14 protein-coding genes, 1 other RNA gene and 1 pseudogene are annotated in these 16,609 nt (G+C 53.5%); 1 reads left to right on the top strand and 15 read right to left on the bottom strand.

The features are described 5' to 3' along the window. Positions 1–67: 67 nt before the first annotated feature. The 3 genes from GC56T2_RS07590 to GC56T2_RS07580 form a co-directional block, all read right to left on the bottom strand. Positions 68–2,005, bottom strand: coding sequence for an ATP-dependent DNA helicase (locus tag GC56T2_RS07590; RefSeq protein ID WP_144974216.1), 1,938 nt, complete (start codon positions 2,003–2,005; stop codon positions 68–70). A 385-nt stretch (positions 2,006–2,390) separates the two neighbouring features. After that, the gene (locus GC56T2_RS07585) at positions 2,391–2,972 is read right to left on the bottom strand and encodes a hypothetical protein (RefSeq protein WP_144974214.1); all 582 of its coding nucleotides are present in this window, start codon (positions 2,970–2,972) and stop codon (positions 2,391–2,393) included. Between the two features lie 65 nt (positions 2,973–3,037). Next, the gene (locus GC56T2_RS07580) at positions 3,038–3,250 is read right to left on the bottom strand and encodes a hypothetical protein (protein WP_144974213.1); all 213 of its coding nucleotides are present in this window, start codon (positions 3,248–3,250) and stop codon (positions 3,038–3,040) included. 60 nt (positions 3,251–3,310) lie between these two features. On the opposite strand from GC56T2_RS07580, the pseudogene GC56T2_RS07575 reads away from it, so the two are divergent. Then, positions 3,311–3,931, top strand: a pseudogene (locus tag GC56T2_RS07575) (IS982 family transposase); the annotation flags it as partial. An 89-nt stretch (positions 3,932–4,020) separates the two neighbouring features. On the opposite strand, the gene GC56T2_RS07570 reads toward GC56T2_RS07575, so the two are convergent. The 12 genes from GC56T2_RS07570 to GC56T2_RS07525 all read right to left on the bottom strand — a co-directional run bounded on the left by GC56T2_RS07570 (position 4,021) and on the right by GC56T2_RS07525 (position 16,568). Further along, complete coding sequence (locus GC56T2_RS07570; RefSeq protein ID WP_144974211.1) at positions 4,021–5,157, bottom strand: THUMP domain-containing class I SAM-dependent RNA methyltransferase; 1,137 nt, start codon at positions 5,155–5,157, stop codon at positions 4,021–4,023. A 151-nt stretch (positions 5,158–5,308) separates the two neighbouring features. Next, an RNA gene (rnpB, locus tag GC56T2_RS07565) (RNase P RNA component class B) lies at positions 5,309–5,706 on the bottom strand. A 97-nt stretch (positions 5,707–5,803) separates the two neighbouring features. Beyond that, positions 5,804–6,100: a cell division regulator GpsB gene (gene gpsB, locus GC56T2_RS07560; RefSeq protein WP_033017746.1), complete on the bottom strand. Its 297-nt coding sequence runs from the start codon at positions 6,098–6,100 to the stop codon at positions 5,804–5,806. Positions 6,101–6,148: 48 nt separating this feature from the next. After that, positions 6,149–6,298, bottom strand: coding sequence for a hypothetical protein (locus GC56T2_RS17755; RefSeq protein ID WP_186440025.1), 150 nt, complete (start codon positions 6,296–6,298; stop codon positions 6,149–6,151). A 466-nt stretch (positions 6,299–6,764) separates the two neighbouring features. Continuing rightward, entirely contained in the window at positions 6,765–7,016 is a 252-nt protein-coding gene (locus tag GC56T2_RS07555; protein WP_081897222.1) for a CotD family spore coat protein, read from the bottom strand. Between the two features lie 156 nt (positions 7,017–7,172). Then, the gene (locus GC56T2_RS18100) at positions 7,173–7,307 is read right to left on the bottom strand and encodes a hypothetical protein (RefSeq protein WP_255358705.1); all 135 of its coding nucleotides are present in this window, start codon (positions 7,305–7,307) and stop codon (positions 7,173–7,175) included. 57 nt (positions 7,308–7,364) lie between these two features. After that, a complete protein-coding gene (locus GC56T2_RS07550) occupies positions 7,365–8,660 on the bottom strand; it encodes a ribonuclease H-like domain-containing protein (protein ID WP_144974209.1) in 1,296 nt (431 codons plus the stop codon). Positions 8,661–8,834: 174 nt separating this feature from the next. Beyond that, positions 8,835–11,111, bottom strand: a complete 2,277-nt coding sequence (locus tag GC56T2_RS07545) for a DEAD/DEAH box helicase (protein WP_033843977.1) — start codon at positions 11,109–11,111, stop codon at positions 8,835–8,837. 124 nt (positions 11,112–11,235) lie between these two features. Further along, positions 11,236–12,021, bottom strand: coding sequence for an IclR family transcriptional regulator (locus tag GC56T2_RS07540; protein WP_144977141.1), 786 nt, complete (start codon positions 12,019–12,021; stop codon positions 11,236–11,238). A gap of 178 nt (positions 12,022–12,199) precedes the next feature. Then, positions 12,200–12,988, bottom strand: coding sequence for a fumarylacetoacetate hydrolase family protein (locus GC56T2_RS07535; protein WP_144974207.1), 789 nt, complete (start codon positions 12,986–12,988; stop codon positions 12,200–12,202). A gap of 6 nt (positions 12,989–12,994) precedes the next feature. Further along, positions 12,995–14,212 (bottom strand): NAD(P)-dependent malic enzyme, encoded by a 1,218-nt coding sequence (locus GC56T2_RS07530; RefSeq protein ID WP_144974205.1) that lies wholly within the window; start codon positions 14,210–14,212, stop codon positions 12,995–12,997. Positions 14,213–14,384: 172 nt separating this feature from the next. Next, positions 14,385–16,568 carry a malate synthase G gene (locus tag GC56T2_RS07525; protein WP_144974203.1) on the bottom strand — a complete coding sequence of 728 codons (2,184 nt, stop codon included), beginning with the start codon at positions 16,566–16,568 and terminating at the stop codon, positions 14,385–14,387. Between the last annotated feature and the right edge of the window lie 41 nt (positions 16,569–16,609).

The raw sequence follows: 16,609 nt of genomic DNA, 5'->3' as shown, positions 1-16,609 counted from the left end.
GACAAGTCGTTTTTCCTGCCGCAAGCGAAAAAATCTTTCGCTAAACGAAAAAGAAAAAGGAGGAACTTCATTCCTCCCTCACCGTTGTCGGCAACACGTCTTTGATCGATGCAACAACCCGTCCATCTTCCCGATCGGTGATGAAAATGGAAACGATGCCGCGGTCGTCGCGCGTGCGGATGAGCCGTCCGACCCCTTGGCGAAGGCGAAGCAACATATACGGCACATCGACGTCCCAAAATGGATTGTGATACGCTTTTCGCTTCGCCTGAAACACCGGATCGTTCGGCGGATATGGCAGCGACCAAATGATGACGTTTGAAAGCGACGGTCCCGGGATGTCCAGCCCTTCCCATAAATGTTCCGAACAAAGCACCGTCTCTTCGTTGCGCTGAAACTCAGCGACCAAATCGCTAATTTCGCGGTCGCCTTCAAACAAAAACGAAAACGGTTCGCCGGCAGCCGCTTCCTTAAACTCGAGCAGCTCCTCGCGCGTCGGGAACAAAAGGAGCGCCCGTCCTCCGGTTTCGCGCAGCTTGTTGAGCGCATACTCATACTTTTTGGCAAACAGCGTCTCGTCCGCGCGGAACGTCGGCATATAAATCGCCATCTGTTCGTCATAATCAAACGGCGACGGCACGCTGAACGACAAGTAGTCGTCGATGCCTAAACTTTGCGCGATATATTCGAACGATTTTCCGTTTGATAGGGTTGCCGATGAAAAGACAAACGGCATGCGTTTGCTGAACACTTTTTCGCGCAACACTTCCTGAACCGTGCGCGGCATGACGACAAACGTCGCCTCGTGACGCGACGATTCAAGCCATGTGATGGCATCGGCGTTCGTTAAAAACAGATCAAGCGAGTACTGAATTTGATCCAAATATTCATCCACGATGTTGAGCTGATAATGGTCGATCGTATACGTTTCGCTCTCAAACACGAGCTCGTTGCCGATTTCCACAATTTCACTACGCAACTTCTTCGCCCATTGCTGAAGCTTAGGCGACGAGACAATTTCCTTTCGATTCGAACCGGGGACATCCTTCGCGCACGCCTTCAACTCAGCAAAAAAGCGGCTGCTCGTCGCGAGCGCTTCTTCAATGGCATAAGCGAGCTCTTCGCGGATGTCGTTTTCAAGAAGCCGTGTGAGCAGCGTCTCAAGCGTCGTCTCTTTCATTCGATAAGTCAACGCCTTTTGCGCGGCAAATTCAAGCAAGTGACCCTCGTCAAACACCACACAGCTCGCTTCCGGCAAGAGCGGCAGCTGGCCTTCCCGCCGACGCGCCTCATACGTCCACACGTGTTCCATATAAAAATCGTGCGAGCAGACGATCAAATCGGCCGCTTTCCGGTAATAGTCGCGCCAAAGCGTCTGGCCGCAGCGATGCCGCTTCTCGCACGTGAAACAGTCTTGAAACGGATCCCAAGCGATTTTTTTCCACTGCTCATCGGTAAGGTGGGCGTATTCCTTTCGGTCGCCATAGCGGTAAAACGACTGCATCGGTTGGTAGTCATGGACGAACGCGGGAAGCTCGTCATAAATTTGCTCATACAGTTCGATGTCCTCATCGAGGTACGTCGTTACTTCTTCCAATTTATTTAAACATAAATATTGATCCGGCGACTTGGCAAGCCGAACGTCAATGTCCAACCCGAGCACCTCGGACAGTTTGGCAATATCGCCTTCTTTTTTGACGAGCTGCTCAATCAACGTTTCGTCGGCGCAAGCAATGATAGCCGGTTTACCGGTATAACGGGCGTAGCAAATCGCATACAGCAAATAGACGATCGTTTTCCCCGTCCCGACCCCCGCTTCGGCAAAAATCACCTTTTTCTCGCGAAACGCCCGCTCGAGTTGAAACGCCATATAAATTTGCTCATCGCGCAGCTCAAAGCCGGCCTCGGGCAAAATATCATAAAAAACGTCGCCGATCCATTGGCTGAGCTTATCAAAAAAATTCTCGTTTTTTTTCAAAGCAAACGGATAACGCTGATGGCTCATCGCCGCACCCCTCCAATTGGCATAAACTCCCGCGTCATCATGCATAAGCGCGCAACACTCTTGTTGCGCGCCTCATTTCCGGTAACAAAATAATATTATGATGGATAGCCGTCAAGAAGTCAACGAAAGCGCATGAGCTTGCATGAAATCTGGCCAAGCAAAGGGTAGTTTCGGTGCAGTCAGAAAATGGCCATCGAAACGCTCGCACTCTATTGGATCTGGTAACTCTTTATCAACAGGTATAGCCCATACTATTCCATGACCATTGCCCCCATCACTATATTGCGCCCTTAATTTATAACCATTCTTGATGCGGAGATGTGAAAAGCTCGCTACAATTGACTCTAGATTTCCAGACGATCTATACCACCCATCGCTGGGATCATCACATATTTCTACTCGTTTTGGTTCCACAATCAGATTGGGCTTGGTCATGGGTTGGAAACCGTTGTTTACCAAATTTCTGCTTATATAAAGCGATGAGTTCCCTTACCATTATTGGTCGTTTGGTTGGGATGAGCGGGCAAGGATGATAGTAGTCATCGGTTTTTTTATGCTTTTTTCCGAAAGTGGGAACTTTTGATTTGGAAATTAAGTCCCGCCACTTCTCTTTAATGAGTTGAAGGTTTTTCCAGCTTGCTTTCTGTTCAACACCCCACCCAAGAAGAAGCCATGGATGTGATTGTAATTCTTCTAAAGGGATTAAAGATTCCGTAATGTCATATTCACCAGAATTAACAAGGGCTTCGAACTGATCGACGGCATGCATCATTCTTGTATTTTGGAGATTGAAAAGATTATAGATATGGAACCTGCCCGTAATCTGAGTACTATTTCCATATATCCCTTCAACCACATGGATTAATTGCTCCATCGTTGGATCTACTGTTTTTATCAATCCGCTTACAGAACCTGTTGTATCAAGGTTCATCACCGAAAGATGTACTTGACTTTTAGGAACAAACATGATATTATCCCTCCCGGTTGAACAAAAATAACAAAAAATGGTAATCAATCTTTTTGACGTTCTTATCATGAAAAACGTTTTTTGTCAAGTACATTTTGTGGTGAAGAGCCTGTATCAAGTACAATGGACAAATCTTTATCAAGGCTGGCTGATCCTGGATTAAGCAATAGACAAGCTCCAAGGGATTTCTCTGAATCCCCCCACTGTATGTAAGCCGATGTTCGATAGATATTTTTTCCTCTTTTGACGAATGTTCCATAAGCCTTCGGTTGATTCATAGTCCCCCCCATTTCCATATAATCTTTATTTCGACGATGGTCTTGCAAAACTAGAGTAGAACTAGGGAATCGTTTCTTGAACGTTCCCCCATACAACCGTTGTTGTCGGGCGCTGCGCTGGACGATGAAATGGATCCGCCATGAGCTGGCAAAACGCGGTCACCATCATGCCTATGCCCTAGTCGATAGCTTGCCGTTAGAGTGGTGCCATGCCGCGAGAATGCATCGTGTCAAACGGTTTCACGGAATCGCTGACATCGGGTATTGCGCTTCAAAAAAGCAATGGTACGGCGGATGGAAACTGCACCTTCAAGTGACCGATCAAGGTTTTCCAATGGGATATGTGGTGACGGAAGCCTCCTGCCACGATCGAATCGCAGTCGAAAGCGTGATAATCCAAATTCCTCATCCCTATCACCTCGGGGACAAGGGATTCATTAACCGCGACTGACAAAAAAGGCTGTACGAAGAATACCCAATGGCGCTTTGGACTCCGTCTCGAAAAAACCAGAAATACCGCCCGTCCGAGGCATGGGAGAAGTGGATCCAACCAAAACGCAAAGTGATCGAGACAGTGTTCTCGGTTCTGGTTGACCAATACCGATTCGAGCGAATTCCGTGATCGGATTTGAAGTAGCGCTCGACGGCATATGGTTAGCCTATTCGCTCGCCTCGGGCTAGTTGAGTTCTAATGCTCAACTAGCACCACGGGTATGTGCTATTTTTCTCAATCACTCAATTCTTTTTCTAACTAACCTTACCGACGTAAATTAGCATTTCCTCGGCGGCCTTGGCCCCCAGTACTGATAGTAATGCGTCTCAATGAAACCGTTAAACAGCTTGCGCCGCTTCGTCGCTGGCTTGCCGTAATGCGTTTCAAAGCCGCGGTGGGCGGTCAAGATGTACACCGACCACGTATCCAAGGCGGAAAAGGCACGGCCGATAGCACGGTAAAGGGCTTCGACTTCCCGCCGTTCGCCGAGCCGTTCCCCATATGGCGGGTTGCTGACGATCACTCCGTACGATTTGTCCGTCCGAAACTGCTCCGCCCGTCCGGTTTGGAACGAAATAAGATCGGCCAACCCGGCTTCGGCCGCGTTCGCCCGGGCCATGTCAACCATGCGCGGGTCAAGGTCGATCCCGCAAATATCGAGCGGCTCATCGTAGCGCGCCATATCTTCCACTTCTTGACGCGCCCTCTCCCATGCGCGCTCCCCGATCCACGGCCACTGCTCGGACACGAAATCGCGATTAAATCCCGGGGCGATGTTTTGCCCGATCAACGCCGCTTCAATCGCAATCGTTCCCGATCCGCAAAACGGATCGACAAACGGGCGATCCGGCGTCCAATTCGTCAGCAGCACTAAGGCGGCAGCGAGCGTTTCCCGAAGCGGCGCTTCCCCTTGACGGACACGGTAGCCGCGTTTATGCAGTCCCGCTCCGCTCGCATCGATCGTCAATGTGGCGATGTCTTTATGAAGCGCCACTTCAATGCGGTAAAGCGGTCCGGTTTCCGGGAACCATGATAGACGGTAGCGCTCTTTTAAACTTTCAACGATCGCTTTTTTGACGATGGCTTGGCAGTCGGAAACGCTGAACAGCGTCGACTTCACCGATTTCCCGATAACCGGAAATTCCGCGTCTTTCGGCAAATAATCGGCCCACGGCAGCGCCTTCGTTTGTTCAAACAGTTCCTCAAACGTCGTCGCCCGAAACTCACCGACTTTCAGCTTTACACGGTCGGCGGCGCGCAGCCAAAGATTGGCGCGACAAATGGCGAGCGCATCGCCTTCAAACGTCACTTTGCCGTTCTCGACTTGGCAATCGTAGCCAAGCCGGCGCACTTCGTCGGCGACGACCGATTCGAGCCCCATCGCGGCCGTGGCAATCAACGAAAACGAAGTCATTTTGTTCCCCCTATCTAACAGACGTATGTACAAGCTCCGTTTCTCTACTCCTCATTATAGCCATGACAGCGAAAAAACAGCAAAAAGAAATGGAAAAGCCCTCCTTCCTGCAGGAGGGCTTTTCACGATTCCATCCACCGCGTTCATCATGTTCTGTAAGCCATGTTCTGTACCATCGTACTGCAAGCGGCTTGCGCCTCGTACTCCGGCGGTAATCATCTATCTACAGGCAGCGAGCGCCGCCTGTCCTTCCCTCCGTTCATTTCCTTCGGGAAGGTGCCCCTACCATCATTTGGGTTTCTCGCTCGTGGGGTTTACCGCGTTCCACCTCTAAGGTTTCCCTTAGAGCTCCGTCACTGTGGCACTTTCAGGGTAATCGAACCATATCCGCATAGCGGACGTAGGTTCTTTCCCCGCCGTCAGCCCAGCCGAAGCCAGACTGCCCTAGCTTATGGATTCGCTAGGCACGAACACTACGGGCATCTCAGCACCGTGCGAGCATGGACTTTCCTCTACGGCCAACACCGGCCGCAGCGATTACCCGAACATGATGAACGCTGCGAGCATCTTTTAGTATAATTCATTTTCCTCAAGCAAGCAAGAGGAAAAAACTGGAATCTTTTTTTCGCTGACGCGGCTCTGCCGACTATTCATACAATTTACGGCCAAACACATGCTTCTCTAAGTTGGAAAGACGCTGCAAAATATCATAATTCGTCGTTCCCGCCGATACAGCCGGCCGTTTTTGCAACTCCTCAACTTGCCGCTTCAGCCGGGCGTTTTCTTGACGAAGCTCATCGATTTCTTGCTGAAACGCCTCGTAATCTTTGATGATGAGATCCAAAAACTGATCGACCTCGTCTTGATTGTACCCCCGCATACTGACTCGAAACTCTTTTTCTAATATGTCCTTTGGCGTCAGTTTCACCCTTTGGGCTGACATGATTTTTCACCTCAATCCGCATTCAACGATCATCTTTCCTTTATTTTTTCAGAAATTGCGCTGATTGTCAATGAACCGAGCGGAAGAAACGAAGCGACGCCTCCACTTCGATGCTATGTCCGGATCGTCCGTCTGCCAAACCGTTTTCAGCGTTTTCGACACCAAGAACAGGGCGAGCAAAAAAGCGCCATGGCCCATCGGTTCCCCTCCGCCCAAGGATGAAGCGCATGGCTCGCTGGCGCGGATGTTCAGCAAAAAAGCCGATCGCAGCGTCTTCCCGGCAAGCACGGACATTCATTGCCGCTGCGGGATGTTCATAGAAACGCCATGGACAACGCTTTGCCCTCCAGCCAAGGATGAAAATCAACGCTTGGTAAAGGGATTTTTACAAAAAGATCGATGAGCAGCGCGGTCTACCCTCCACCTGGGGATGAAAATCCCGCGCCCGTGCGGCATTTTCACAGAAAGATCCATGGGCAGCACGGTCTACCCTCCACCTAGGGATGAAAATCCGCGCCATTTCGAGATTTTTATGGAAAAGTTCCATGGGCAATGGTCTGTCCTCGACCCGTTGAAAATCTGGCGCCAGTCTTGCATTGTCACGCAAAAGAAGGGGTCCCCGTGTTGACGGGAACACCCTTTTTTGGCCTCGAGCCACTCCTTTTTAGCGCATAGGTGGCGCAGGGAATGGCCCCCATCCCGGCATCGGAGCAGGGCAGTACACATGGCGGTTGGCCGCTTGTGCCACTGCCGATTCCGTATGCGGGAAATAATGCTGATGTTCATACAGGTGATGATACACGTGCGTCGTGTGCGATGGATGGATATGCGGCACAATCGTTGCTTGGAAATGGTGTTGGACGCAACATTGAGGCGGATGAACGATCGGCGCCGTTACATGTGGTGGGCAATGCATGGCATCCTTCTCCTTTCATCATCTAGGCTGATTGTTGACAATACTAGCCTATGATGAACAGAGCCGTCTTGTACTAGTATAGATACCCATTTTCTTCTTTTGGCAGGCGCCTTGCTCGATCCTTCCCGTCAACGAAAAACGTTGGGCAAGCTCTTGTTAGTACACATACCGAAACACGACAAACGTCAAGCCGACGACAATAAAAAAGAGATACAAAATTTTTTTATACATGCTTCGCATCGTCTTCGTCTCCCTGCCATCGTTTTCATTCGTTCCGATGCCATTGTACATGTTTTTCTTTTTTTCTACAAGATTCGCAACAAAAAAGCCGCTATTTTTGCATTTTTGTCACATTTTGCGCTTGCCGGGGAAATGAGCGAACGACGACTTGGCTTTCTTGCGTTCCAACCGCGCCAACCGCTTGCGCCACTCCATTTCCTCTTTCTCGCTGCGTTCCCGACTTGCCCGGACGAGCGGCCGCCACGCTTCGTACGCCATCACCGCATAGCGGTGCGCCTCTTTAGCATCGCGGAAATGGTGTTCATACGCTTTCGCCAGCTCCAACCCGGCTTTCACTTTCCAGCGCGCGTTCCCGCCGGCCAATAAGTCGCGCCAAATGGCCGCGGCCTCTTCATATCGCTTTTCTCTTCGATACAAAAGCGACAGCTGCCATTTTGCCGCTTCGGCCTCTTTTGCTTCTTTACCGCTTGCTTGTTCGTAGACGTTCCGGGCGGCGGCTGTTTCCCCCACCGCTTCCAACCATCGCGCAGCGGCCAGCTGCTCCCTAGGATCGGCCAGCTGTGCCGCTTCAAGCAGTTGGATGGATAAATGGATGTAAAGGGAGATGAGCGACAGCACATCGTTTTCATTATGGCGCAATATCGGCATCATTCGGTCGGGATGCGGCGTGTGCAAAAACTCTTTGTACATCATCGGCGCCAAAAAGCCCGGCACATCCTCGCCCCGTTCGATCGACAGCAGGCTCCGTTCGACTTCCTCAAGGCGAAGGGAGTCGAGCGCATCTTTCCATAAGCGGCGAGCGGCGTGATATAAGTCGAAATGGCCGAACGACGGCAGGCGGGGGACGACGTCGCGGACGAGCGCGTGGCGGGTTTTCAGGCGCGGCCAGTCGAACGCTTTCCCGTTGTAGGTGACTAGCGTTGTGTAATCGACATCCGACAAGAAGCTTTGGTAAAGCGCCGCTTCCGCCCCGGGATAAGGCAGCACGTGCTGACGAACGACAACGCGATCGCCGAGTACACGGGCATGGCCGAGCAAAAACATGACGTTTCCGACCCCGCTCGACAACCCCATCGTCTCGGTATCAAAAAAGAATAAATCGCTAACGGCCAAACCGCGGCACGAAAGGGGATGGGAAAAAGGCGCCTCCTGCCATCTTCGGTGCACGTCATACAAATCACCAAGCCGATAGCGGCCGTGTGGCCAAGCGAGCGGATACGACGTTTCCCGAACAAGGCAATAATCGCCCTCATACCAATACGGCTTTACGCCGTATTCCTGCCAGAGATCGACATACGGCACGTCCGACCGCTGCTTGGCCGCTTCCCCGTTTTCGTCCGCCGGCCGTTTCGACTGATGACGAGCGGCAAGCAACTCTTTCCATTGCGATAACTTCGGCTTCATCCGTCCACCTCCCTTTGGCTCTCCGCATGCCCCACGATGTTCAATGGAATGGTTTGTGTGGAATTTTCATAGAACTTTTGACGCTACCGGCTCTAGCCGTACTTAGTTCACTTGCCCCCTCGTGACCTGCCCCTTTTCGCCATTCGAGCGAACTGTTGATCATCGGCTGGTTTGTTAAACCGATGACGGCAGCCAAGCGGCCATCTGCTCGCGTAAAAATGCAACGAGCTGACGCTTCACTGACGGCAAAGCGGCGCTTGAAACGCCGATGCACGACGGACACCCGTCCGCACATGGGCAATGCTCCACCCATTGCCGCACCCGCTCTACGATTTCTGTCCATCGCTCAAACACCGCTTCAGACAGACCGACACCACCGGGGTAATGATCGTAAAGAAAGATCGTCGGCCGCCCGGAATGCGGAGCTTTTAATTGCGGCACAACATGAATGTCAGAACGGTCGCACATGACAAATACCGGCACAAGGTGGCCAAGCACATTGGCCATGCTGACGAGAAGCTGTTCAAACTGCGCCGGTGAAAACTGCGGCGGCACCGTCTCCCACTCCACCCATGCCGCTGACGTATGGATCGTTTCCTCCGGAAGCCGGATTGGCCCGGAGCCGATCGTTTCAAACGTCGACAACTTGATCTTTTTAAAAATGGTTGCCATCGCCCGAACCGATACATCTCCATAGCGCACGACCATCGACCCGTTCGTTTGACGGCGGTCTTCCGACAGCACATCGAGCCGCACGGCCAAATTGGCGTCTGTAAAATAGTCGACATCCACTTGGCGGACGTACGCCTTTTTCTCTTCCCAGTCCAGCTTTTCAACTTGGTATTGAGTCCCCTCGTGCAAATAAATCGCTTCCTCATGGAGCAGCGTCATGGCGCTGAACCGATCCATCTCGCCGATGACGCGAGGGCGGGCCGTCTCGGAACGATCGATGATGACCACATTTTCCTGAGCCGCAGAACGCAAGCTGACATCATGCGCCGGAAACGCGTCACTCATCCAATGCCAGCGGCCGGCGCGTTCGTTTAGCACCCCTTGCTCAGTCAAAAAATCGAGCACCTCTTCGACCTCCACACCGCCGAACGTCTCGCCGCGCCGGAACGGCAGCTCGTAGGCCGCGCATTTGAGATGGTCGACCAAAATGAGCAAATTGTCCGGATTGATGCGCGCCGTTTCTGGGGAGCGGGCGAAAAGATATTCCGGGTGGGAGATCATATATTGATCGAGCGGATTGGAGCTGGCCACCAGCACTACGAGCGAATCGCCGTGGCGCCGGCCGGCGCGTCCCGCCTGTTGCCATGTACTGGCAATCGTTCCTGGATACCCGGCCATGACGCACGCTTGCAGCTGTCCGATATCAACGCCGAGTTCAAGGGCGTTTGTGCTGACGACGCCGAGCACCTCCCCACTGCGCAATCCTTTTTCAATCGCGCGCCGCTCGTTCGGCAAATAGCCGCCACGATAGCCGCGAACCGCCGTTTCTCCGCCCCGGCTGCGCAGCGCTGCCTGCAAATGGCTTAAAATAAGTTCGACGCGGACGCGGCTGCGGGCGAATACGATCGTCGGAATCCGGTTGAAAAGCAGCTGGCGGGCCAATTCGACCGCCGTTTTGGCCGCGCTTTGCCGGACGTTCATCGTTCGCTCGACGATCGGCGGATTGTAAAGCACAAACCATTTTCGCCCTTGCGGCGCTCCGTTTTGATCGATGAGCGTCATCGGTTCCCCTGTCAACCGCTCAGCCAGCTGCTGCGGATTGGCGATCGTCGCTGAAGCGCAAATAAATGTCGGGGAACTCCCATAAAAAGCGCATATTCGCTTTAAGCGGCGAATCACGTTCGCGACATGGCTGCCGAACACGCCGCGGTATGTATGCAATTCGTCAATAATGACATAACGCAGCTGCTCAAACAAAGAAATCCATTTCGTATGATGGGGCAAAATCGCCGTGTGCAACATGTCCGGATTCGTAATGACAATATGGCCGGCTTGACGGATTTTTTGCCGCAACACCGGGGGCGTGTCGCCATCATACGTATACGTGTAAATCGGCGCCTCCATCTCGGCGATGATCTCATGGAGTTCATGCATTTGGTCTTGAGCGAGCGCTTTTGTCGGAAACAAATAAAGCGCACGGCTTTCCGGCGCTTTCGCGATGGCGTCCAGCACCGGCAAATTATAGCAAAGCGTTTTTCCGGAAGCGGTCGGCGTGACGGCCACGACGTTCCGCCCGCCCCGCGCCGCCTCGTACGCGGCCGCCTGATGCGTATACAGCGAAGCGATGCCGCGCGCCTCGAGCGCCAAGCGCACCCGCGCGTCAAGTTCAGCGGGAAACGGAACGGTGTCCGCTTCTTTCGGTTCGATTTCATGCCAATAGACGACATGCGGATCTTGACGAAGCTGTTCCATCCATTCCGAAAGCGTTTGTTTTTTCACGTCGCAAATCACCTCGCTTCTATTTTACATGCATGGCTTGCTGATTTGCACGAAAAACATCGATGAGGAAGCGCCTCTTCCTTGGCATGAAAAGCGCCTTTTTCCTAAAAAAAGCGCCCAGCTGTTACAGCTGGACGGAGTGAGGCTGCCGGCACCCAAGCCGAGCTGACAGCTCGCTGCCGATCTGGCGCATGCGCACGGCCAAATCGCTGATCCGGTCGTCGGTCATGCGAATCGTTGGGCCGGAGACGCTGATCGCCGCTACGACACTGCCGGTATAGTCAAAAATGGGCACCGCCACACAGCGGATGCCATACTCGTTTTCTTCCAAATCGAGCGCATATCCGTTTTGCCGAACGATCTCAAGCTCACGGAAAAATGCCTCGCGGTTGGTGATCGTTCGATCGGTATGCTTCGGCAGCCCTTTTCGCTCAATGATCTCGGCGGCCACCGCCGGCGGCAAATGCGCCAAAATTGCCTTTCCGACCGCCGTGCAGTGCATCGGCGCCCGCTTGCCGACTTTCGAATGCATGCGCAGCGTCTCCGTTCCTTCCAATTTTTCAATATAAATGACTTCCCCTTGGTCATAGACGACGAGGTGGATCACCTCATTCGTTTCCTTTTCGAGCTGGCGCAAATACGGCTTTGCCTCTTGGCGCAAATCGATCGAATCAAGCAGCTTCGAGCTGAGTTCCAAAAATTTGTAACCGAGCTTATACCGCTCCGTTTCCGGATGCTGTTCGATATAGCCATATTGGGCGAGCGTCGTTAAAATACGATAGACCGAGCTTTTGTTGATGTCCATTTGCTTGGCGATTTCCGTCACACCCAGCCCATCCTTTTTCGCGCTGACGATCTCGATAATTTGCAGCGCCCGGCGCACGGACTTGACCGTATGCTCTTTTTCCATTTCATTCACCTCGATTTGTTCTCTCTGCTCGTCATTATACACGAACAGCCGGGCGTTTGCAGGCAAAAAGAGGGCCACCGGCGCGCATGGCAACGGCAGCGCCGCCTTAACGGACGGGACGCATTCACCATCAGGACGCGCCTGATACCGTGTTTGGCCCAAGGATGCCGCATGTTCGTTATGAACGTCGGATGGAAACGGCCGGCGTTTGGGCGGCAACGAACGTATTGCGGAGCATGCCGATGCCGTCCACCTCGCACTCCACCACCGTCCCCGGGCCGACAAGCTCGGCGCCGACCGGGCTTCCCGTCAAAATGACGTCGCCCGGCTGCAGCGTCATGACATGGGACAAATACGAAATCATTTTGCTGAGCGAAATGATCATCAGCCCGGTCGGACTGTTTTGCTTTTCCTCGCCGTTCACCCGCGCTTTCACCGATACGGTTCGAGGATCGAGCTCTGTTTCAATCACGGGGCCGAGCGGAGTGAACGTATCAAACGATTTGCCGATCGTCCAATGGCCATCCGGGTGGAAAAACTGCGGCGCGGTGACATCGTTGGCGACTGTATAGCCGAAAATATACGACCACACGTCCTCTTCGCTCACCTGCTTTGCCTCTTGGCCGATCACAACCGCTAGCTCGGATTCAAATTTCACTTCACCAATCCCGCTCGGAATGACCACCTCCGCTTCCGGCCCGACGACCGACGAGGATGGTTTAAAGAAAAAGACCGGAATATCTGGCAGTTCCACCGGCAGCTGTTCACTGGAGGCCACATAGTTGGCGCCAATGCCGATCACATGGCGCGGGACAAGCGGCGCCACGAGCGAAACGCGATCATAGTGAAAGACGTTTCCCGTATAATCCCAAGCGGTAAACATATTTCCTTCGATTTCGCGGATCACTTCACCGTTTACCACACCGGCGCGAATGGCGCCGTCGGCAAGAAAACGGGCAAATTTCATCGATGGCTACCCCTCTCTGACACGAATTCGTTCCGCAGTTTTTTCCGTGACTCGCGCCACCCCGGTCTCCACGGCGGCGCGGGCGACGGCGGAAGCGACCGCCTCGACAACGCGCCGGTCAAACGGGTTCGGGATGACATAGTCTTCCGCCAGCTCTTTTGGCTGGATCAGCCCAGCGATGGCTTCGGCCGCAGCGATTTTCATCGCCTCATTAATCTCTGTCGCCCGCACGTCAAGCGCACCGCGGAATACCCCCGGAAATGCCAACACGTTGTTCACTTGATTCGGCAAATCGGAGCGGCCGGTCGCGACAACAGCAGCTCCAGCGGCTTTCGCCTCATCCGGCATGATCTCCGGCACCGGATTGGCCAAAGCGAAGACAATGGCGTTGCGGTTCATCGTCTGCACCATCCTTGGCGTCAACGCGCCGGCAACGGAGACGCCGATAAACACATCCGCGCCTTGAATGACGTCCGCCAGCGTCCCGGAGATACGGCGGTGGTTCGTGTGCCGGGCAATCTCTTCCTTAATGACGTTCATCCCGTGCGGGCGCCCTGCATAAATCGCTCCTTTTGTGTCGCAAACGATCAGGTCACCGACCCCCATCGACAGCAGCAATTTGGCGATCGCCACCCCGGCAGCGCCGGCGCCGTTGATGACCACCCGACAATCGGCGAGCGATTTGCCGACCACTTTTAAGGCGTTCGCTAGCCCAGCAGCCACGACAATCGCCGTGCCATGCTGATCATCATGAAACACCGGAATCCCCATTTCCTGGCGGAGCCGCTCTTCAATGACAAAGCAGGCCGGAGCGGCGATGTCCTCCAAGTTGATGCCGCCAAACGTCGGTTCAAGCAGTTTGACCGTTTGGATGATCTGCTCCGGGTCTTCCGTGTCCAAACAAAGCGGCACGGCATCGATGCCGGCAAACGCTTTAAACAAAGCGGCTTTCCCTTCCATGACCGGAAGCGCCGCCCGCGCGCCAATGTTGCCAAGCCCAAGCACCGCTGTGCCGTTGGAAACTACCGCGACGAAATTGCCTTTCACGGTATAGTTGTAAATTTCCTCTCCATCGGCATGAATTTGTTTGCACGGCTCGGCCACTCCCGGCGAATAAATGACGCTTAAATCGTTCGCATCCGTGACCGGCACTTTCAATTCCACGGTTAATTTCCCTTTCGCCTGCCGGTGGACAAGCAACGCACGTTCCCGCAAATTCTCCATCGCTCATTCCCGGCTACCAACCTCGCCACATCGTTTGCGCCGTTTTGTTCTCCGTTTCGTTCAAAAACCGGCCAGTAGCAACGAGGAACTGCCCCCTTTCTATTGACAAAATTTTCAGAACAAATTCGATAAGGAAGGAACAAGGGCGCGCAGCCCTTGTTCAAGTGGTTGTTTATTGTTCCACTGCCGCAAATTTCGCTTTCGCTTCTTGACGGCGGCGGTGCAAAATCGGTTCCGTATAGCCGTTTGGCTGTTCGTAGCCGAGGAAAATGAGATCGCACGCCGCTTGGAACGCCACCGAATCATCATAGTTTGGCGCCATCGGCCGGTAGTTCGGATCGCCGGCGTTTTGTTCATCGACGACTTTCGCCATGCGCTTCAGCGTTTCCAGCACTTGCTCTTTCGTGCAAATGCCGTGATGGAGCCAGTTGGCGAGAATTTGGCTCGAGATGCGAAGCGTCGCCCGGTCTTCCATCAGCCCGATGTTGTGGATATCCGGCACTTTCGAGCAGCCGATCCCTTGGTCGATCCAACGGACGACATAGCCTAAAATGCTTTGGCAGTTGTTGTCAAGCTCCTCTTGAATGTCTTCCGCCGTCCATTGCGGGTTGTCGACGACCGGAATTTGCAAAATGTCGTCGCGGTAATCGCGCCGTTCGTTTGCCAGCTCACTTTGCACAGCGGCGACGTTCACTTGATGGTAATGAAGCGCATGAAGTGTGGCCGCTGTCGGCGACGGCACCCATGCTGTATTGGCGCCGGCTTTTAATTGCGCTCCTTTTTGCTTCAACATTTCCGCCATCAAATCCGGCATCGCCCACATCCCTTTGCCGATTTGCGCCCGGCCGCGGAAGCCGGCGGCAAGCCCAACGGCGACGTTCGATTTTTCGTACGCCTGCAGCCACGTCGATGATTTCATCTCGTTTTTCCTGCGCATCGGCCCGGCTTCCATCGATGTATGAATTTCATCGCCTGTCCGGTCAAGGAAACCGGTGTTGATGAACACGATGCGGTCGCGCACTTGGTAGATGCAGTTTTTCAAGTTAAGCGACGTGCGGCGCTCTTCATCCATCACGCCGATTTTGATCGTATTCCGCTCAAGGCCGAGCAAATCTTCGACGCGGTCAAACAGCTCGTTGGCAAACGCCACTTCCGCCGACCCGTGCATTTTCGGCTTGACGATGTAAATCGAGCCTTTGCGCGAGTTCAAGTAGCGGGTGTTGCCGATCAGCGAATGTTTCATGATCAAGCTGGTAATCACCGCGTCGATGATCCCTTCGTGCACTTCTTCGCCGTTCGCATCCAAAATGGCGTTGTTTGTCATCAGATGGCCGACGTTGCGCACGAACATGAGCGAGCGGCCCGGCAGCACGAGCTCCCCGCCATCCGGCGTTTTGTAGACGCGGTCCGGATTCAAGGCGCGCGTCATCATTTTGCCGTTTTTCTCAAACGTCGCGGTCAAATCACCTTTTATCAAACCAAACAAGTTGCGATACACGACCACTTTATCCTCGGCATCGACAGCTGCGACCGAATCTTCGCCGTCCATGATCGTCGTCACCGCCGCTTCTAAGACGATGTCTTTCACGCCGGCTTGATCTGTTTTGCCGACCGGATGTTCGCGGTCGATTTGAATTTCAATATGAAGGCCGTTGTTTTTGAGCAATACCGCCGTCGGGCGTTGCGGCTCACCTTGGAAACCGACGAATTTTTCCCGCTCTTTGAGCCCTGTCGTTGCCCCTCCTTCGATGGTCACGACGAGCTGCCCATCCACAATGGCGTACTGGACAGCGTCTTTATGGGAATATTGCGCCAGCGGCACCGCTTCATCTAAAAACTGCCGCCCGTAGGCGATCACTTTCGCCCCGCGCACCGGGTTGTACGACGAACCGCGTTCAGCGCCGTCTTCTTCACTAATGGCGTCCGTCCCGTAAAGCGCATCATACAAGCTGCCCCAGCGGGCGTTGGCGGCGTTTAACGCATAGCGGGCGTTCGTCAGCGGCACGACGAGCTGCGGCCCGGCTTGCACGGCGATTTCGTCGTCCACGTTGTCCGTTGTAATCTCGAAATCTTCCACTTCCGGCTCCAAATAGCCGATGTCTGTCAAAAACGATTTGTATTCATTGAAATCAAAGCGGCCGCGATGCGCTTTATGCCACTCATTCAATTGGTTTTGAATTTCGTCGCGGCGAGCGAGCAATGCTTTGTTGCGCGGCGTCAGATCAGCAATGAGCGCGCCGAAATCGCGCCAAAACTTGTCTTGATCCACCCCGCTGTTCGGCAGAAGCTCCTCGTTGACGAAGTCGTACAGCACTTTGGCCACTTGGATCGTCCCTGTTTGTACGTACTCGGCCATCGTTCCAGTCCCCTTTCTTGTTTCTTATTACGAAACATTGT

Source organism: Geobacillus sp. C56-T2 (genome assembly GCF_007829715.1).
GTDB classification, from domain to species: Bacteria; Bacillota; Bacilli; order Bacillales; family Anoxybacillaceae; genus Geobacillus; species Geobacillus icigianus.
The sequence above is the reverse complement of the archived record's forward strand: the minus strand, read 5'-3'. Positions and strand labels throughout refer to the sequence as shown.